Annotated in this window: 17 protein-coding genes, 1 other RNA gene and 1 pseudogene; 6 read left to right on the top strand and 13 right to left on the bottom strand. The window is 27.4% G+C overall.

Translation table 11 applies throughout. The features are described from left to right. Positions 1-76: 76 nt before the first annotated feature. On the bottom strand, positions 77-778 hold the full coding sequence (locus tag A2J15_RS05805; RefSeq protein WP_066778389.1) for an SIMPL domain-containing protein: 702 nt from the start codon (positions 776-778) through the stop codon (positions 77-79). A gap of 6 nt (positions 779-784) precedes the next feature. Continuing rightward, positions 785-1,990, bottom strand: coding sequence for a multidrug effflux MFS transporter (locus A2J15_RS05800; RefSeq protein ID WP_066778391.1), 1,206 nt, complete (start codon positions 1,988-1,990; stop codon positions 785-787). 105 nt (positions 1,991-2,095) lie between these two features. On the opposite strand from A2J15_RS05800, the gene A2J15_RS05795 reads away from it, so the two are divergent. Next, positions 2,096-3,451 (top strand): DUF2130 domain-containing protein, encoded by a 1,356-nt coding sequence (locus A2J15_RS05795; RefSeq protein ID WP_066778393.1) that lies wholly within the window; start codon positions 2,096-2,098, stop codon positions 3,449-3,451. A gap of 71 nt (positions 3,452-3,522) precedes the next feature. On the opposite strand, the gene A2J15_RS05790 is transcribed toward A2J15_RS05795, so the two are convergent. Beyond that, entirely contained in the window at positions 3,523-4,167 is a 645-nt protein-coding gene (locus A2J15_RS05790) for a poly(A) polymerase (RefSeq protein ID WP_066778395.1), read from the bottom strand. After that, positions 4,168-5,976, bottom strand: a complete 1,809-nt coding sequence (typA, locus tag A2J15_RS05785) for a translational GTPase TypA (RefSeq protein WP_066778397.1) — start codon at positions 5,974-5,976, stop codon at positions 4,168-4,170. A 121-nt stretch (positions 5,977-6,097) separates the two neighbouring features. Between typA and A2J15_RS05780 the strand changes: the two genes are divergently transcribed. The 4 genes and pseudogenes from A2J15_RS05780 to A2J15_RS05765 all read left to right on the top strand — a co-directional run bounded on the left by A2J15_RS05780 (position 6,098) and on the right by A2J15_RS05765 (position 10,892). Continuing rightward, positions 6,098-6,421 carry a hypothetical protein gene (locus A2J15_RS05780; RefSeq protein WP_066778398.1) on the top strand — a complete coding sequence of 108 codons (324 nt, stop codon included), beginning with the start codon at positions 6,098-6,100 and terminating at the stop codon, positions 6,419-6,421. Between the two features lie 17 nt (positions 6,422-6,438). Further along, a complete protein-coding gene (fliK, locus tag A2J15_RS05775; protein WP_066778401.1) occupies positions 6,439-8,343 on the top strand; it encodes a flagellar hook-length control protein FliK in 1,905 nt (634 codons plus the stop codon). Positions 8,344-8,471: 128 nt separating this feature from the next. Continuing rightward, positions 8,472-9,251 (top strand): annotated as a pseudogene (locus A2J15_RS05770) (flagellar basal body rod modification protein); the annotation flags it as partial. Positions 9,252-9,254: 3 nt separating this feature from the next. Next, positions 9,255-10,892, top strand: a complete 1,638-nt coding sequence (locus tag A2J15_RS05765) for a flagellar hook-basal body complex protein (protein ID WP_066778406.1) — start codon at positions 9,255-9,257, stop codon at positions 10,890-10,892. Between the two features lies 1 nt (position 10,893). Here A2J15_RS05765 and A2J15_RS05760 read toward each other — a convergent pair whose 3' ends face one another. Continuing rightward, a complete protein-coding gene (locus A2J15_RS05760) occupies positions 10,894-12,663 on the bottom strand; it encodes a flagellar assembly protein A (RefSeq protein WP_066778408.1) in 1,770 nt (589 codons plus the stop codon). 325 nt (positions 12,664-12,988) lie between these two features. Between A2J15_RS05760 and ffs the strand changes: the two genes are divergently transcribed. After that, an RNA gene (gene ffs, locus A2J15_RS05755) (signal recognition particle sRNA small type) lies at positions 12,989-13,086 on the top strand. 316 nt (positions 13,087-13,402) lie between these two features. Here the strand turns inward: ffs and mnmA are convergent. The 8 genes from mnmA to flhF form a co-directional block, all read right to left on the bottom strand. Then, a complete protein-coding gene (mnmA, locus tag A2J15_RS05750; protein WP_066778411.1) occupies positions 13,403-14,419 on the bottom strand; it encodes a tRNA 2-thiouridine(34) synthase MnmA in 1,017 nt (338 codons plus the stop codon). Then, positions 14,419-15,024 carry an LOG family protein gene (locus tag A2J15_RS05745; protein WP_066778414.1) on the bottom strand — a complete coding sequence of 202 codons (606 nt, stop codon included), beginning with the start codon at positions 15,022-15,024 and terminating at the stop codon, positions 14,419-14,421. Before A2J15_RS05745 ends, mnmA begins: the two co-directional genes overlap by 1 nt. A gap of 68 nt (positions 15,025-15,092) precedes the next feature. Then, the gene (fliY, locus tag A2J15_RS05740) at positions 15,093-15,932 is read right to left on the bottom strand and encodes a flagellar motor switch protein FliY (protein ID WP_066778416.1); all 840 of its coding nucleotides are present in this window, start codon (positions 15,930-15,932) and stop codon (positions 15,093-15,095) included. After that, a complete protein-coding gene (gene fliM, locus A2J15_RS05735; RefSeq protein WP_066778418.1) occupies positions 15,929-17,008 on the bottom strand; it encodes a flagellar motor switch protein FliM in 1,080 nt (359 codons plus the stop codon). The genes fliY and fliM overlap by 4 nt, the downstream gene beginning before the upstream one ends. Continuing rightward, positions 17,008-17,700, bottom strand: a complete 693-nt coding sequence (locus tag A2J15_RS05730) for an RNA polymerase sigma factor FliA (RefSeq protein ID WP_066778419.1) — start codon at positions 17,698-17,700, stop codon at positions 17,008-17,010. Before A2J15_RS05730 ends, fliM begins: the two co-directional genes overlap by 1 nt. Further along, positions 17,681-18,037 (bottom strand): hypothetical protein, encoded by a 357-nt coding sequence (locus A2J15_RS05725; RefSeq protein WP_066778420.1) that lies wholly within the window; start codon positions 18,035-18,037, stop codon positions 17,681-17,683. Before A2J15_RS05725 ends, A2J15_RS05730 begins: the two co-directional genes overlap by 20 nt. An 18-nt stretch (positions 18,038-18,055) precedes the next feature. Continuing rightward, positions 18,056-18,922, bottom strand: coding sequence for a flagella biosynthesis ATPase FlhG (gene flhG, locus A2J15_RS05720; protein WP_066778421.1), 867 nt, complete (start codon positions 18,920-18,922; stop codon positions 18,056-18,058). Next, positions 18,915-20,342 carry a flagellar biosynthesis GTPase FlhF gene (gene flhF, locus A2J15_RS05715; protein WP_066778423.1) on the bottom strand — a complete coding sequence of 476 codons (1,428 nt, stop codon included), beginning with the start codon at positions 20,340-20,342 and terminating at the stop codon, positions 18,915-18,917. Before flhF ends, flhG begins: the two co-directional genes overlap by 8 nt. Between the last annotated feature and the right edge of the window lie 8 nt (positions 20,343-20,350).

Here is a 20,350-nt window from a genome sequence, read left to right as displayed (position 1 = left end):
CTCATTATTAATAAGAAATTTTGCAAGAGTTGGATAGTTAAAATGATAGGTGATTTAAAAGATCAAATCTTGTAATTTAATCTTTTAAATAGTATTCTATGGTTGATACTACTCTTATAGTTTTGATATAAGGAGTATTTTTATCTCTATTGCTTATGCTAAATTGTCCCTGGGATGCTTTTTTTATTTTTCCTAAACTGCTTTTTGAATCTTGAGCAAATTTGATTGCTGAATTTCTTGCATTGATTGTAGCTTCTTCTATCATTTGTGGTTTTATGTCATTAAGTTTTGTGTAAAGATATTCTATATCATAATCATCAATTTTTAGCACTACCCCTTCTTTTATAAGTTTTGAAATTTTTTCTAATATGGTTTTACCAAGTTTTACATTGTTAGTATATAAGAGTAAATTTCCTGTGCCTACATATCTGTATATAGTTTGATTATCGCTACTATAAGGATCGCTTAATTTGTCTATAATATTTGGAGCACTATGACTTATTTCATTTGATTTTACACCTTGTTCTTCTAAGAATTTGATTATATTTTGCTTATCTTGATCTAGTTCTTGATATAAATTGCTAAGATTGTTGCTTGATCTTGTAAATTTTATAGGGAATATCAAAGTATCAGCCTCTACATCTTTTTGACTTAAACCTTTAACAGTTACACTTCTTTGTAGGCTTTTAAATTCACTAAAGCTTTTATAAAAACTTATAGCAAGTATTAAACTAGCTAGTATGATAGCTAATGATATTATAAAAGCATTTGTTTTCATTAATTTTTACTCCTTTAATATTTTAAATTTATTTAGAAAATATATCATATTTGCCATTAAAATACAAGTACACATTATAAAAGCAAGCATTACAGGTGTGTTAGCATTGGCAATTCCAACTATAAAAGAAATTAAACCTGCAAAAGCAAATTGTACCGTGCCAAGTGTAGCAGAAGCTGTTCCACTATGTTTTTTAAATCTTGCCATAGCTAAAGTTGTGGTATTGGGTGCAATAAAACCAAGCATGGCTATACTTGTAAAAATGCTTATTTCAAAAAGTAAAAAATGAGGATAAAAAAAGGCATTTATAAGTAAAATAATACTAGATATAAACATTATTATTAAAGCTTTTGCAAGTATTTTTTCATTTTTAAAATAATATATCAATCTTGTATTTATATTTGCACAAATGATAAATCCTAAAGCATTAATACCAAAAAATAAGGCAAATTTTTGTTCGTTTAAATTAAAAAATTGTGTAAAAACAAAACTTGAACCTGTAATATAAGCAAACATAGCTGCTAAGGCTAAGGAGGCGCAAAGTATATAGGTTAAAAATTGTTTATCATTTAAAACTAATTTATAGTTTTTTATTGTACTGTAATAAGAAAATTTTTGATTGATAAAATAAGATTTTGATTCTTTAAAGCTAAAAAATATCATTAAAAAAACTAAAATTCCTAAAATAAATAAAGTTATAAAAATGCTATGCCATGAAAAATATTTTAATAAAAACCCTCCAAAACTAGGTGCAAGCATAGGAGCAAGAGAGACAAAAACCATCATCAAAGCAAAAATACCAGTTGCTTCTTTAATTTCAAATAAATCATTTACAATTGCTCTTGCAATTACTACCCCAGCACAACCTCCAAGTGCTTGAAAAAATCTTAAAGCAATAAAAATGTAGATATTATCAATAAGTGCGCATAATAAGCTTGAGATAATAAAGATAAACATTCCTGTTAAAGCAGGAATTTTGCGTCCGTAAATATCGCTTAATGGGCCATATATAAGTTGTCCTATAGAAAAAGCAATAAAAAAACTTGCTATACTAAGTTGAGTTAAAAAGGAGTTGGTTTGAAAGCTTTGTTTTATATGAGTGAGTGCAGGTAAATACATGTCTGTAGAAAATGGAGCAATGCTTGACATTAAGGCAAGTATGAATATGAGTTTAAATTTTGTAAAGCCATGAATTTGAGTGTGTTTTTGCATTTTATAATCCTCATTACACTTTTAAAAAATGATTGTAACAAGTCAATCTTATAACAATCTTTGTTTTTGTATGTTAAATTTATATAAAATTTTTAAGGAAGTATGATGCAAAATTTAAATCAAAATGAACAAATTAAATGTCCAAATTGTATGAGTTTTATTGATATAAATGCAGTTTTGTATTCACAAATTTTAAATAAAGCAGAGCAAGAAATTCAAAAACGTAAGCAAGAATTTGAAAGTGAAATGAATGATAAAAAAATTAAATATGCTAAAGTTTTAAATGAGCTTAAAACTCAACAAATGAACCAAGAAAATATTATAAATGAACAAGTAAAGCAAAAAATTTCTATAGAGGTAGATAAGCTTAAACAAGAATTTTTTATGCAAACGCAAAATTTCCAAAAAGAATTTAGTGAAAAATTTAAAAAAGAGCATGAAGATGAACTTAAAACCATGCAAGAAGAATTAGATAAAAAAAGTGCAATATTAAGTCAATTATATAACATAAAAGCTGAAAATGAAAAACTTAAAAGAGAGCAAAAAGAAAACGAGGAAAGATTAAAATTGCAAATTAAACAAGAAGCTTTTAAAGAATTTCAAGAAGGAGAAAATAAGCGTTTTGAGATTGAAAGAGAAAAAATACGTTTTGATTATGAAAGGCGTATAGACGAAGAAAAAATGGAAGTTAAAAAGCTTCAAATACAGCTTAATAGTGTAAATCAAGAACTTGATGTAGCAAAACGTAAGATAGATCAAGGTTCGCAACAACTTCAAGGCGAGGTAGCAGAATTACTTGTTCAAGAATATATTCAAAATGAATATTTGGGTGATGAAGTTAAAGAGGTGCCAAAAGGTGTAAATGGAGCAGATTGTTTACATATAATTAAGGATAATTTTGGAAATGTTTGCGGCAGTATTTTATATGAGGTTAAACGTACGAAAGAATTTAATAAAGAATGGCTTGATAAACTTAAACTTGATAGTATAGCAGCAAAAAGTGATATAGCGGTTTTAATTACAAAAACTATGCCAAAAGAAAAAGAAAAAACGCATTATAAAGAAGGAATTTTAATTTGTACTTTTAACGAGTTTAAAGGGGTTTTAGCTGTGCTTAGAGAAAGTATTATGAATGCTTATAAATTAAAAAATACTTTAAAAAATAAGGATGAAAAAAATTATATTTTATATGAGTATTTAAATTCTAAGGAGTTTAATACTCAAATTACTTTTATACTTAAAACTTATCAAAAAATGAAAGAAGAATTAGAAGCTGAAAAAAGAGCCTTTCAAAATATATGGAAAAAAAGAGAAAAAGCTATAGAGCATTTAAGCTTTAATTCTACAGCTATAGTAAGTTCTTTAAATGCTATATTTAGTGATTTAAAAGGTGGAAATTTAATAGGAGAAGAAGGGCTTAAAAGTCTTGAAAATTTAGCTAAAGAAGAAGATTTGTTTTAAGGTATGAATTAAGTATAAAAAATATTTTTTATACTTAAAAAATTATAAAAAGCTAGTATCATTACCATGGGTTATAGAAATTTGTTTTTTATAGAATCTAAATTTTTTTCTAAAATTTTTAAATTATTTGCAAGATCTTTTTTAAAGTCTATAAAAAAAGGATTGCTTAAAGTGGCTATAAGATAATAATTTTGTTTAGAAAAAATATGATCAAGAGTAAAATTTTTATGCTTAAGTTTGGTATAAATTTTTTCTTTATCTTTAAATTGAGTATTTTTATTTGTTTTTATAATTTCAAGTAAAATTCCACAAAATAAGTTTTTATTTAGATCTAGAAATTGTATATCATAAATTTTAAAATCTTTCAATTCAAAACAATTTTGACTTTGGAATTCTTTTAAATTTTCTATAAGTTCTAGTTTAAGAAAATCTTTTTGGCTCAAACCTTCTTTTTTAAATTTTGCTCCAATGCGTCTTAAAAACAAATTTAATACTTTAATCTCCCAATCTTTTTTGGCTAGTTTAAGTTTTTTAGAGGTAAAATTAAAGAAAAAAATGCCTACAAATACACTTGCAATTATAGCAATTAAAATATCTTTTATAAAAACAAAAATTAAAAAAGCTATAAGTAAAGCCTCTAAAATACTTAAAAATTTTAAGATACCTAAACGTTTAAGTATATAGAATCTTTGATTTTCTAAATTTTTTAAATCCATTTAAGATTTTGTTTTTTCCATTCTTTTTCTTTGAGTTGGATCAAGATAACGCTTGCGAACACGAATATTTAAAGGGGTTACTTCAACAAGTTCATCTTCTTCTATCCATTCTAGTGCCCTTTCAAGGCTTAATTTTCTAGGGGGAACAAGTTTAATAGCATCATCGCTTCCGCTAGCTCTTACATTAGTAAGATTTTTTCCTTTAATAGGATTAACATCTAAATCATTAGGGCGTGAATGTTCGCCTATAATCATACCAGTATACACTTTAGTTTGAGGTTCTATAAAAAGCACTCCACGTTCTTGAAGATTAAATAAAGAATAGCCTAAAGCTACACCATTTTCCATAGAGATTAAAGCTCCATTATTGCGTTTTTCTACTGCACCGCTAAAAGGACGGAATTCTAAAAAGCTATGATTCATCACTCCTTCGCCTTTAGTATCGGTTAAAAATTGACTTCTAAAGCCTATAAGACCTCGTGCAGGGATTTCAAATTCTAATCTTGTTTGTCCATCTCCTGTAGGTGCCATGGTTTTCATTTCTGCTTTTCTTTTTCCAAGTTTTTCTATGACTGCACCGCTAAATTCTTCAGGTACATCAATCACTAAGTGTTCAAAGGGTTCTGTTTTAATCCCATTTTCTGTTTTTACAATAACCTCAGGTCTTCCCATGCAAAACTCAAAACCTTCTCTACGCATATTTTCAGCTAAAATAGTAATTTGAAGTTCACCTCTACCGCTTACTTTAAATTTACCTTCTCCTGTGCTTTCATATTTCATTGCTATATTCGTTTTCATTTCTGCTTCTAGGCGTTCAGAGATTTTATTTGAGGTTACATGTTTTCCTTCTGTACCTGCTAATGGTCCATCATTTACAGAAAAAACTATACTTAAAGTAGGTTCTTCAATGTGCAAAGGATCAAGAGGCATAGGATTGTTTGGATTTACTATACTATCGCCCACATCCAAAGCATCAAAGCCTGCTATAGCTACAATATCACCACTTTTTGCTTCTTCAATATCCATTTTTTCCAAACCCATAAAACCTATAAGTTTAGAAATTCTACCATTTACCTTGGTGCCATCAGCTTTTGCAAGCATAACATTTTGATTTTTTTTAACAATACCATTAAAAATTCTTGCAATACCTATTTTTCCTACAAAATTGTCATATCCTAAGGTGAAAACTTGAAGTTGCAAAGGATTATCATTTGTGCCACTTGGAGCAGGAACACGCTCAAGTATAGTTTTAAAAAGTGGTTCCATATTATCACTTGTATCATTTATGTCAAGTTTGGCATAGCCATTTTTAGCTGCAGCATAAACAATAGCAAAGTCAAGCTGCTCATCATTAGCATCAAGGGCTACAAAAAGATCAAAAATTTCATTAATTACTCTTTCAGGATCTGCAGTAGGTTTATCTATTTTATTGATTACAACTATGGGTTTAAGTCCTAAAGACAAGGCTTTTTTTACTACAAATTTAGTTTGTGGCATAACGCCTTCTTGTGCATCTACTAAAAGTAAAACTCCATCTATCATTTTTAAAACACGTTCAACTTCTCCACCAAAATCAGCATGCCCTGGAGTATCTATGATATTGATTTTTGTGCCTTTATAGTTGATGGCTGTATTTTTTGAAAGTATGGTAATGCCACGTTCTTTTTCTATATCGTTACTATCCATAACACGTTCTGATATTTGTTCTCTTTGACTAAAGGTACCTGATTGTTTTAATAATTCATCTACCATAGTAGTTTTACCATGGTCAACGTGAGCTATAACTGCAATATTTCTAATATTTTCCAAATTCTTCTCCAAAGCTAAATTTTAAAAGCTTAAATTGTACAAAAATTTAGCTTAAATTAAAAAGCAGCACAATATGGAACGTTTTTTGCTTTAATAAAGTTTAGTCAAGAAGGAGGCTAAAATGTCAAAACCATTAAATAAAGAGATTTTTATAGAATTTCAAAATGATTTGCTTAAGAGAAAAAATGAAATTTTATTGCAAGTTTTAAATCTTTTAGAAATTTTTAGATCAAATAAAATCGGGAAAATGGCTAGAATTTCAAGTGAACTTACAGAAATTTTAGAAAATGAAAACAATTTAGAACATATTTTAAAAGCTAAAAATTTAGAAGAGCTTTTAAATATTTTAAGCAATTTAAATAAAGATAAAATGATCAAAGTATATGAGATTGCTTATTTAAAAGAGCAGTTTCCCAATGTAATGGTGGATAAATTTTTAAAATAATTTTTTAAGGAAAAATAATGTCAAATTTAGCTCCGAAGCATGATGCTTTAAATCTTGTACCAAGTAAGGTTTCTACTAATACAAGTAAAAATAAAGATCACGAAGCTAATAATAAAAATTTAATGCAAAATGATACAGAAAGTTTTTTAAATTCTTTACTTGAATCTATTGATAAGAGTAATGAATTTTTACCTGATCATATGAAAATTAGTGAAAAGCAAGTGTTTAATGAGACTATGCCTAGGCTTAATCAAGACTCGTTTGATGAAAAGGATAAGATAAGTATTTTTGAATCTGCTTCTTTTATGCAAATTCTTTCTTTACTTGATAAATTACAAATTGATACAGTAGATATTAAACTAGGAAATCTTTCTTCTCAGCTTGTTGATTTAATTAAAACAGAAGAAAATTTTAATATCTTAAAAACTGCTTCTAATCTTGAGGATCTTTTAGATATTGCTAAAGAACTAGGCTTAAATGTAAAAAATATTAAAATTGATTGTGTAGATGAGCTTAAAAAAACTTTTCCCAATTTAGATAAGATCTACTTTTTTAAAGATATTAATAATAATGTTTTTAAAAAAGTGGTTGAAGATAAAATTAATCATATTCAAAAAAATTCACCGCATCATTTAGAGCATATAAACCATTTAAATCATACTGCTTCTAAAATAAGTCCCAAAGAAAGCACTTCTTTATTATCTCAAACCTTAAAAAATTTAGATTCTATACTTTCATCTAAAAAAAATAAAAACGAGAAAGATAATAAAACAAAACCAAAAATACAAGAGGATTTATCAGATCTAAAAAATGATTTAAAAAATATTAAAAGCGATGAAGCAGTAAAAAATCCAAGTAAAGAAGATTTAAATACAAAAGATAAAAAAAATCAAAACGATCATCCTAAAGAAAAAATAAAAGAGTTAAAACATGATCAAAAGCAATCAAATAATATTAAAGATGAATTTAAAGAAGTTAAAAAAGAAGAACAAACCAAGATTGTAAATAAAGAGTCAAAAGATAGTCCTGTAAGTGAAAATACTAAAGACTTGCAAAAAATAAACTCGCAAAATAAAACATTTAATCAAAATGAGAATAAAGTTCAAGAAAAAGAGAATTTAAAACAAGAAGATGCAAAAGATCAAAATAAAAATGTAAAAAATCAAAAAGATTTAAATGTTTATAAGCACTCAAATCAAGAAGTAATTAAAGAAAATCAAAATTTGACCCTAAATACTATGTCAAAAGACTTTATTCCGTCTAAAGAGCCTAAAACTAATGTTAAAGAAAATCAAGATTTAAAAGTAAATATTTTTGATCAAAAAGTTAATTTTGACAATTTGCAAAAAGATCAGATCGTACAAAATAAAGATAGTAATCAAAATCCTACTAATACAAATAAAGAAGTTTTTATTCAAGAACAAACAAAAATAAATACTGAAAATGGGGATAAAAATACTTTAGAAGAATTAAATTCTTTAGTTAAAGATTTAAATAAAATTACACATAATACTAATAAAAATATTATTCTTAAAGAAACTTTTCAACATTTTTCTCAAGATTTAAAAGATGCTTTAGATCAGTATAAACCCCCTGTCACTAAACTTAGCATTACATTAAATCCTAATAATCTTGGAGAAGTAGAAGTAACTTTAATTCAAAGAGGGAATAATCTTCATATTAATTTTAATTCTAATACAAATGCAATGAATTTGTTTATACAGCATCAAGCTGAGTTTAAAAATTCCCTTGTAAATATGGGATTTACTGGGCTTGAGATGAATTTTAGCGATCAAAGTAAAAAAGAACATAATCAAAATAAAGGTAAAAGTCGCAACGGTCAAGGTTTTAAAGAAGCTTTAGAGGGAAAAAATGAGAATGAAAAAATTAATCTAGAGCTTGTTTTAGCAAAATATTTTTAAGTTGGAATACTTATTGCTTTAGTTAAATATATTAAAGCATTAAAAGGAGTTTATAAATGATATCTTCAACAGATTGGAATAGTGCTTCAAATTCAAATCCTACTCATACTACAAGAGAAACCACTAATAATTCAGGTATAGTAAGTAATCCAAATGCCACTTTAGATAAGGATGCATTTTTAAAACTTCTTTTAGTAGAACTTCAACATCAAGATCCAACAGATCCTATGGATAGTGATAAAATGCTAACTCAAACTTCTCAACTTAGTGCACTTGAAATGCAGCAAAATACTAATATTACTATGCAAAAAATAGTTGAAGCCATGCAAAAACTCTCAGATTCTTTTAGTACAAGTATGAGTACTTCAGCCTTAGGAGCTATTGGAAAAATGGCAACGGTTGAAAATAATAAAATCAAACTTACAGGTCCAGATGAGCTTATTACTCTTAAAATGTATTTACCAGAAGATTCTGATAAAAATGGGGTAAGTTTAGAAATTTATGATAGCAATGATAAACTTGTTTTTAGTGAAAAAAGTGGTGCTGGATCTATTTCAAAAGGTTTATTTACTATGGAATGGCCAGGAAGAAATAATGATGGCGTTTATGCAGGAGACGGTGAATACACTGTTAAAATGGTTTATAATAATAAAAATGGCGAAAAAGTTACTGCAAGTTATGGAACTTATCCTATAGAAGGTATTAAATTTGTTGAGGGAAGAGCATATGCAAAAATGGGTGGTCAATATGTAAGCTTTGATGATATATCTGAGATTTCTGATTATAAATCTGGTCTTTCTTCATCTTTAAGGGGTAATATTTCAAATGATGATTTAAAACCAGATGATAGTTTAAACTCAGATTCTTCTGATTCTAAAGAAGATGAAGATCAAGAAGAAAAGGCATAAGACATGATGAATGCTTTTTATAACGGGATTAGTGGGGTAAAAAGCAATAGCTTTGGTATTGATGTTGGTGCTAATAATATTGCAAATGTTAATACTACGGGTTTTAAGCATTCTGATGCGCAATTTAAAGATATTTTTTATACAACTGTAATCACTCAATCAACTAATCCTGCTCAAGGAGGCTATGGTAGTGGAGCTTTAGCTTCTCAGACAATTTTTGAACAAGGAGCTCTTGTTGCTAGTGATGGAGAATTTGATGTAGCTTTATTAGGAAAAGGTTTTTTTGGAGTTTTGGGTTCTGATGGCAATGCTTATTATACTAGAAATGGAGTATTTAGAAGGGATGCTAATGGATTTTTAGTGGATTCTTATGGAAATTTTGTTTTAGGGACAATGAATCCTAGTTTTGTAGGTATTAATTATAGCGATAGAGTAGCTAAGCTTATGGGAGATTATCTTAATACTCAAGGTCCTGTAAATAGTGGTTTTACTGTTAATTCAGATGATTTTTTTGATTTAGGTACAACAGCATCACAAGGAGCAATTAAAGTTCCTAAAAATATGTATTTACCTCCTCAAGTAACTCAAAATGTAAAATGGAGCGGGAGTTTAAATACAAATACAACAACTGAAGTGGTTAAAGAAGAGCTTGATCCTAATCAATTTAGTATTACTAAAACCCAAGATGGAAAATACGTAGTTAGTGGTAGTGTGAGCAAAGAAGATGTTTTTAGTGCTAAGGCTGGAGATAGAATACTTTTAAATTTTGTAGATGCTAATGGTGTTAAAATGAGTTTTGAAACAAGTTTAGATGAAAATTTAAATTTTATAAGTAATGAGCTTGATTTAAAAGGTTTAGATGAAAATAGTCTTAAACTTGATACAGCACAAATTGCAACAGAACAACAAAAGGCTAATAAGGATGTTTTAGAATCTTTTATTTATAATGCAGATGGAAGTAAAAGTACTCTTAGGATCACTCTTGAAAGAATTTTACCTCAAGTAGGAGATGATATACAATATAAAGCTAGTGCACAAATTTATGATTCTGATGGAAATGCTATAGGTGATCATGTTGAAGGGACTATACTTTTTGATAAAAATGGAGCTTTGCTTAAAAATAGTATAGCAAGTATTACAAATCCTAATGGTGGAAGGATTAATATAGACTTAGGAAGTCCTTATGATGCTAATAAACCAGGGTCAGGCTATGCCGGACTTTATATTAAAGAAGGTTATTCAAATGATATTTTAGTTCAACAAGATGGGGTAGCTGAAGGTTTTTTTAGACAATATGGTATAACAGATGATGGTAGCATTATTGCACAATTTAGCAATGGTAAAAATGCTATAGTTGGAAAACTTGCTTTATATAATTTTATTAATGAACAAGGGCTTTCAGCTATGGGCGATAATATATTTACCCCAACAGCAAATAGCGGTGAAGCAAGTTTTATTTTTAAAGATGGGCAAGTTGTTAATACTGCTAAATTTAAAGGAGGTTATTTAGAGCAATCTAATGTCGATTTAAGTGTAGAGCTTTCAAATCTTATAGTTATGCAAAAAGCATTTGATGCTAATTCAAAAAGTATTACTACAAGTGATCAAATGATACAAAAAGCTATTAATATGAAAAGATAATTTAAAGATTGTTTTTTCGTAGATCTTTAAAAAGAGCTTTGATTTTTTTAATTTCATTTTCGTTATAATCATTATTAGATTTGATATAATTTTTTTCTTGTTCTTTTTCAAGGTAGAAAACCCTTTTATAATCTTTTGGACTTATAAGGTGTTTTAATTCGTTTTCGTTGTAACTTTTTGGATAAAATTTTAAAAAATTATTTTGACCTATATTTTGGGTTTGGATATAAATTTTAACCTTGTAAATCATTTCATCTAAACAGCTTAATTTTGTGCTAATATCATGTTTTAGTTTAATAAATCTTTTATATGAACTACTAAGTTCATTATATTTTTCTATAGTGTGTGGGTTTTTGATTTGTTGGAATTTTATGATTTTGATTTGATTTTTAATGAGATAATCATAATAATTGTGCATTTTATTAATGGTTGTATAAAGTTTATTTTTCACTTTAAGACATAGGTTTTTCATATTTTCGTATTCTTGATCATATTGATTTTTCATAGGAAATAATGGAAAAATATTAACACTATTATTAGATTTTAAATCATTAGCTATGATTAAATTTTTTCTAGGATATAAGATATTGTTTGTAAGTAAGTTATAAATATAAATATTTTCTGCTTTTATGGTTCCACCTGTACAATTTTCTACAAAAATATTTTTAGCTACAACATTCCCGTATTCTAAATTGTTTATATATACTGTATCAGCTTGTAAATTTCCTTTATGTGTTTTAATATAAATATTTTCTGCAAAAATTTCGCTATTTGTGTGAGTTGAGCCTTTTATACTCATATTTTTTGCATAAACTTGTACTGAACCAATGTTAGCATTTATTTTTATATTCGAAGCTTGTATATTAATAGTGTTTGATTTAGTGGTATTTTGATTTAAATAAGATATTTTCGATAAATTTGTATCATTAATAATACTATAGCCTATATGATCTTTATTTAAAAATCCGTGATTTGCGCTAAAATATTGAATTCTATCATCTAATTCTTGAGTATAAATACTTTCATCTTTTATAATAAAAGGGTTTTGAAGAAAATTGATAGGGTTTATATGAAGTATTTCTCCTTTTAAATTGCGTCCTTCTTTTCCAAGAATTTTATAAATATATTCAAAAAGTAGTTCATTTTTTTGAATACTCTTATATTTTTTTTCCTCTTCGGTCAAATTATTATTAGTATATATTTCATCTATATCTTTGTGAAAAATAATTTCATCAATTTTTTTATGTTCTATTTTATCCACCCCTTTGGCAATGGCAAGATTTAATTTTTTAATAGATTGATTTTTTTGCATAGATAAAACAAATTTATCAATTTTTTTGTATATTTTTTTATCCAATCTTAAAATTAAAAATTTACGCTTTATCATTGTTTTATAAATATTTTGTAAAAGATCGAATTTTAAATTCGGATAGTATTGGAAATCATCCATAAAAGTAATATAAGCTTTTAGATAGGTTAAATTAGCATTTGATTTAAATCGAATGATAAAGTTTTCTTTTTGTGTTTTTGGATAAATTTCTATAATAAATTTTTGAATTATAGTATCATAATTTTTTACAAAAAAATCATCTGTATAAAATAAGTTAAAATCTTTTCTTTCGTAAATTTTAGTTTTTGGTGGTTTTATATTGGAACATAAAAGTTTAAAATCAATAATTCTAAAATCAAGAATTTCATCTGTATTTTTTTGTTCATATTTTAAGCTTTCAAAAGGATCAAAAGTTTCTAAGGTTTTTATTTGAAAATCCATTCCTCCTCCCTATTTTTTAGAAAAATATAAACATTTTTAAAAATACTTTAAATAATTTTTATTACAAATTTTTAGTTTTAGTGCTATTGTTTTTATTAAAATATACTTTATATATTTAGCACTGAGAAATCTTTTATTTAAATTTATAAATTTCTCTTAATAATATAATAATAATTACTTTTTGGAAAATAAAACAATAATATTTAAAATCAATATGAAAAATTGATATAAAATATTACTAATTTGTTACTTTTTTATACACTAAAATTTTAGTTTTTATAATTTAAGCCTTTTTAAGTATAGTATGATATAATAATTAAGCCTTTTCTTAGACCTGTGCAATATTATTTTTAAGAATCGCTTCAGGGTGGGAACACAGCAGAGCACTTGATTTTAGTGTGTGCCGCAGTTATCTGGGGAAGGGTTTATTAATAAAGAAAATTCCTTTATTATTGTTTAGCTATATTTTAATTTATACTTAGTTTATTATATACTGCTAAAAATTTTTAAATGTATGTTTGACGATTGAGTTAGAACTTGTCTTTTTTTGTAATTATTAAATAAATCTTGTGAAATTTATTTAATTACATTATTAGGTTAATTTTCCTGGGTATTAATTTAAGATACATTTAATTTGCAATATAGGTTTTTTACTTTAGTAATATTTTAAATGAAAACTGCTTTGGTGAAAGATTTTAGATTTTATTAAATAATTTCTAGGATATTAATATCCTAGAAATTATTCTATAAAACCACTTGCTATAACTTTATCGGCATCATAAAAGACCGCCATTTGTCCACTAGCTAAACCATAAACAGGTTCTTTTAATGCAATTTGTGCGCTTTGATCTTCATTGATGATAACCTTACAAGAAGTTGATTTAGATCTATAGCGTATTTTAACTTCACAATCAAGTTCTTTAGCATCAATAAAAAGATTAATGTTTTTTAAGTTAAATTTGCTGATTTTAAGTTCTTCTTTGGTGCCCACTATGATTTGATTTTCTTTAGGATTAATTTTTAAAACAAAGTGCGGTTCGTGAGCTCCTCTTACTTCAAATCCACGTCTTTTTCCTATGGTGTAGTGCATATAACCTTCATGTCTTCCCACAATTTGTCCGCTACTATTTAAAACTTCACCTGGAATTTTTGTATCCATAAATTGATCTAATACTTGTATATAAGTATCTTCAACAAAGCAAATTTCAGAACTTTCTTTTTGGGTTGCAAAAGATTTTAAAACTTCTATAGTAGAGGCAAATTTTTTTACATCTTCTTTTTTCATTTCTCCAAGAGGAAAAATAAGATACTTTAAAGCTTCTTTGTCTGCATTAGCTAGAAAATAACTTTGATCTTTATTGGTATCTAGTGCAGTATGAATAAGATTATTTTTCACTCTTGCATAATGCCCTGTGGCAAGTTTTTCACAACCTAGACTTTTTGCAAATTCTAAAAGTTTGCCAAGTTTGATGAAGCGATTGCATAAAGCACAAGGATTGGGCGTTTTACCTTCTTTATAAGTGTCTACAAAAGGCATATAAACTTTATTTTTAAAATCTTGTTGAAGATCTAAAATATGATAAGGAATTTGTAAAAAATTTGCAACTTTTTCTACTTTTTTAATATTTTCTTCGTGATAATTAGCTTTGCCATGAAGTTTCATATAGCAAGCTATAATTTCATGTCCTTCTTGTTTAAGTTTATAAGCACTTACTGTGCTATCAACTCCACCACTCATAGCGACTAGAATTTTCATTAAATTTCCTTTAAAGTGTTTATTATAAAATCTAAGTCGTCAGTGATTTCATACTTTAACTCATCTCCTTTGGAAATTACTTCAAGTTTTAGCAAAGAATTTCTGACGAACTCATGAAAAGCTTGCCAAAATTCTTTCCCAAACAAAATAATAGGAACATCTTTTTTAAATTCAAGTTGTTTTAGTGCAAGAATTTCGCACAATTCATCTAGTGTTCCAAAGCCGCCTGGGAAAACCACAAAAGCTAGACTCTTTTCAATAAGAGCCATTTTGCGTATGGCTAAGCTCTCAAAAGTAATATTGTATTCTACAAAATCATTGAGTTTTTGCTCATGAGGCAAAAAGATATTAAATCCTATAGATCTCATTGAATTTGTATTATTTTTTTGCAAAAAAGCACCTTGGTTGGCTGCGCGCATAATGCCACCACCACCACCACTGATGACACAAAAACCGTTATTTACGCATTTTTGTGCTAAAATTTTGGCTTGTTGATAGTAAAAGCTATCCTCTTTAAGTCTTGCTGAGCCAAAAAAAGTAATAGTTTTTTTCAGTTGAGGTATATTTTTTAATTTCTCAACATCTTTTATAATTTTTGTATGCATTAAACACACCTTTGAGAAAAACTATGAATTTTGATTATAGCCAATTTTTTTAAATTTACAGAGAAATTTTATCTTAATTGTTCTAATCTTTCTTTTTTTGATCCAATTTCTGTAATTTGTACCCCAAAATTTCCATCTACAATTACTACTTCTCCATAAGCAATTCTTTTATCTCCTATGAGAATTTCAAGTGGATCATTTGCAAGTTGATTAAGTTCTACAACAGAACCTATATCCATAGTTAAAACATCTTTTAAAAGCATTTTTTTATTGCCAATTCTTACGCGAACAGGTAAGCGTACATCCATGATAAGACCAATATTTTTAAGTTCTTCATTAAGCAAAGTGGCTTTTTCTTCAGTATTGGTATGATTTTGAGTTTTGTTTTGAGTTTGAGTAGGTTTTCCACTTAAAATATCATAAAGAGTTTGATCCATTGTTAAAGAAATTTGTTCTTCTAAATCAGCTATTTTTATATCATATAAAAATAATTTTTTAAAATCTTTAAAATCAACATTTTCAGGAATAAATTCGCAAGATTCTATATTGAAATCCATTTTTGAAATATCTTTTTGGGCGCCTAAGGTTGTAGAAAAAGCCGAAATAATATTTTGAATAGCTTCTTTGGCTGCATCCATTTCATCAGACCTTAGTGTATCATTTTTAGAAATTTCTTCCTCGCCCATCATCCATTCTCCAATAGCACTCATTAAAATAGCTCCGGCTAAAATTCCTATTTTTCCACCATTTGTTATATTAAAAATAGCATATACTAAGGGCGCTTTTAAGGTATTAGATGTATCTACATCAAATTCTTTATATTCGCTAAATTGAGCACTTTTTCCTGTTAATCCTTCAATAGTGCTTATACATTCATTGGTAAATATTTTTAAAAAATCATTGATCATATTTCTTCCTCCTCTTCCTCAGGCTCATCATAAACACTTGCTTTGGCTTTACGTTCTTCTTCATATTTTTCTAGAATTTCTTTAATTTCATCTTTATCTGTACGTATAAGTTCTAAAATTTTAATTGATTTTCTAAAACGGTGTAAACCAATTTGTGCTAAAAAGACATCTTTTTTGTCTATGCTGACTATAGCTTTATCATCAGCTTCTCTGTCTAGGCGTAAAATATCACCTTGTTTGAGTTCTAAAAATTCGTGTACATTGATTAAGGTTTTTCCTAAAATTGCTTCATAAACTACTTCAGCACGACCAATAAGGGTTTTAAGCTCTTTGTTGCGTGATTTTTTAGCTGAGGTTTCTCCCATCATAATATCACGATTTGCCAAACGACTTAATATGCTTTCTAAATGTACTACAGGATAGCAAATATTGACCATTCCACTTGAATTTCCTATAATGATTTCCATTACTACCATAATAACGATTTCATTTTGCGATACAATTTGTACAACATTAGGACTTGATTCTTTTGCTTCTATACTAGGATAAATTTCAGTAACTGTTGCCCAACTTTCTTTTAGTCTTTGCATAATTATACGTAAGATAGAATCAAGAAGATTAAGCTCAATATCTGTAAGTTCACGAGAAGCTTCATAGCTATCTCCTTGACCTCCTAAAAGCCTATCTATCATAGGAAAAGCTATACTTGGATTAATTTCTAAGACACAATTTCCATCTAGGGGTTTAATGGAGAAAACATTAAAACTTGTTGGACTTGGTAAAGACATTAAAAATTCTCCATAAGTCATTTGATCGACTGAATGAAGTTTGGTTTCAACTATACTTCTCATCATAGATGAAATTTGAGAAGCTAAATTTCTTGCTAATTTATCATGAATACCTTTAATGGTTCTAAGTTGTTCTTTTGAAACTCTATTTGGACGTTTAAAGTCATAGACAATGATATTTCTTTCATCTTTTTCATCTTTTAAATTAGAATTGATATGTGTATCAGTATTATCATCAACGACTTCGAGTAAAGCATCAATTTCTTCTTGAGAGAGTATTTCTGCCATTATGCTAACCTTTCTCGAAGTTTTTTGAGAAGTTTTTTATGAATTTGAGAGATTCTACTTTCACTAATTTCTAAAATTTCACTAATTTCTTTAAGGCTTAATTCTTCATAATAATAAAGTTGAATGATAAGTTGTTCGCGTTCTTTAAGATTGTCTAATACCTTATGAATTTTTTCTACAAGCTCTTCTTTTTCAATTTTTTCTAAGGTATTATCTTCATTATAAAGTTCTAATTGTTCATCTATAGGTAAAGTATAGCTTATAGCATGAGCTGTTTTAACCTCTTTAATTTTTTCTATATCTAAGTTAAGTTTTTTTGCTAAGTACTCATCATCAGGTTCACATTCATGTTCAAGAAAATATTCATCTATAATTACATCTATGTCTTTGATAATTTTACGATTATTCCGACTCATGACATCTAAGCTTCTTAAATAATCAAGCATAGATCCATTAACTCTTTTTTTGGCAAAACCCCAAAAATTATCATTTTGCTCTTTATCATAACGGCGTGAAAGTTTAATCATTTCTTCAACACCTATACTAATAAGATCATTAACATCTATACTTGCAGGTAAGCGTTCTTTTAGTCTAAAAGCCATAGCGCGTAAAGCTGGCATATAAGAAAGAACAAGTTCATCTTGTTCTTTCTTGAGTATTTGGGCATAAGTTTTAGGCGGCTCTTTTAACATTTTTTCGCCTTTCTTTTGATTCGTTTTTCTTTAATTCTTCTCTTTCATCATTAAGTTTTTCTAAAATTACATCCATTTTCTTTTCACGAATAACTAAATCATTAATGATATTATTGCTGATTTTTTCGTAATCGAGTTTGTTAAAGATCCTACCACTGATTTTTTTTACATCTATAAAATTCATAATAGCAATATGAATGAAAACATAAAACATAAAAGTGATAAAGCAAGTAAAAATCACTATATCAAAAGCTTCTTTAATGCTAATAATACTAAATGCAAGTCCTATAAAAAACCCACAAACAGTAAAAAATGCTACATAATTTTCCGGTCTCATAATCTCTTCTTTTTATTGCTAGAATCTTTCGATAATTTTTCTAAAGAAACTTGAAAAACTACGACTTGAAATATTATCAAGCACTTTTCGTTCCAATCTATATAAAAGTTTAGATGCTATATCTTTGAGCTCATCGCTTGAGTTTGTATTTTCATCGCTAAATAAAGTACGTTTTTTAATACTATTGCTTACTTCTTTAGAGGCACTTAGGTGTCCTAAAAGTTCTAAATTTAAAGGATTTTTGATATTTGCGTCGGCAACTTTTTTGATATTTTCAAAAACTTTTAAAGCTTCATTTTTATTTTTTACTACATTAAATAGCATGAGTAAATTTTCTTTGGTTTTTGAAGTGGTTTTAATGGTAGCATAAGCATCTGTAATTGCAGCAGGATCTGGTACGGTGACAACTATTACTTCATCTGCCATTTCTAAGAAATTTAAAATATTGCCTCCAATACCAGCTCCTGTATCAATAATAAGAAAATCAAGTTCATCTAAAATGCTTGCTTGATTTAAAAATCTTTCATAAATATTTTTATCATTATATTTTAAGATTTCATCCCCACTTTCACCTGGAATAAGCCATAAATTAGGTTTAACTTCTATTAAAATATCTTCTAAAGAACATTCTCCGCGTAAAACATGTAAGAGATTTTTTTGTATATGTACATTTAAAATAACATCTAAATTGGCTAAACCTATATCTGCATCAAAAAGTCCTACTTTATAGCCATTATTAGCTAAAATATTAGCTAAATTTGCGCTAATAGTACTTTTTCCAACCCCACCTTTACCACTTGTAATGGCTATAAAATGAGTATTTTGAGATTTTTTTGTTCCATTTTCATTCATAAGATTGCGAAGTTTGTTTGCTTGATTATTCATCATTTGTTCCTTTATTAAACCCTTCTAAAATGCAATGAACTAAAAAATCACTATTTGCTACTTTTAAATCATCAGGAACTTCTTGTCCTATAGAAAAAAAACTTATAGGGATATTTGTTTCATAAATAAGCGAAAAAATATTTCCAAAAACTTTAGTTTCATCAAATTTTGTAATTATAAGAGTATCTATATTTAAAAATGAGAAGTTGGTATAAATTTCCATTAAATCTTCATGTTTTGTATTGGCTGAAACAACTAAATTTACATCTATTTCCGCATTAGAATTCATTAAAAACTCTTTAGTTTTAGCAAGTTTGTTGTGATCATATTGTGAATTCCCTATAGTATCAACTAAAATAACCTCACAATTATTTAAGCTTTTTATGGCTTCATCTAAATCTTTAGGTTCAATACTATCAATAATAGGAAGTTTCATCATTTTTGCATATTGAAAAAGTTGTTCAACCGCACCAATTCTATAAGTATCTAGGGTGATAATACCTGTTTTATAGCGTTTATCTCCATAGGCATAGCGGAAGGCAAGCTTTGCTAAGGTAGTTGTTTTACCAACTCCTGTTGGACCTACTAGCATCATAATTTTTTGTTTTTTAATTTCGCTTTCAACTCTACAAGGTAAGATATTTCTTAAAAGAGAATGAAAATATCTTTGTACAGCATCTTTATTTGTTTTCATGGTAGCTGGCATATTTTCAATAGTTGCTTGCATAATAGCTTGTAGATGTTTTTCAATCATACCGCTTTCTTTGGCTTGTTTATAAATACTTGCAAATTCAGGTGGAATTATAAGATTGTTTCTTGTTTGGGCTTTATCATCCCACATCATATCGGCTAAAAGATCTATTTTATCGTTTAGTTTATTAATTTGTTTTTCAAAGTTTTCTATTTTTTTGTTATAGTTTGGATTAGGGTTATCTTGTAAAGGCGTGTTGGTAAATTTAGCAATTTCATTGCTTGCTTGGCTAAGTTTTTCTTTAAAATTATTAAAATTTAAATTTTCATTTTGATGAGGATTGATTTTATTTTGTGGAAAAGTTTGATAAGCTTTTTTAGGTGTATCATTTTTTAAATTAGTGTTTAAAAGAGTATTTGAAAAATCTAGAACTACATCTTCATCTTCTTGAGGTGTTTGAGATATAATTTTTTCTTGCGTGGAAGAAATAGAAGAGGATTTAGGAATAGTTTTTTTCTTAGGTAGGGATTTGCCTTGTTTTTTAAGATGTTCTTCATAGTCGCTTTCTTCTACAGCTACCATGACTTCATATAGTGCACTACGATTTAAAGTTTTAGGACGGATTTGTTTATTGGTAATAATTAAAGCTTTATCTCCGTAGTCTTCTTTAACTTTAGGTATAATGTGTTCTGTATCTTCAACAGTGAAAGTATGTATAAGTTGTCCCATTTATATTC

The organism is Campylobacter hepaticus (genome assembly GCF_001687475.2).
Classification (GTDB): domain Bacteria; phylum Campylobacterota; class Campylobacteria; order Campylobacterales; family Campylobacteraceae; genus Campylobacter_D; species Campylobacter_D hepaticus.
This window is presented reverse-complemented; position numbering and strand designations above follow the sequence as displayed.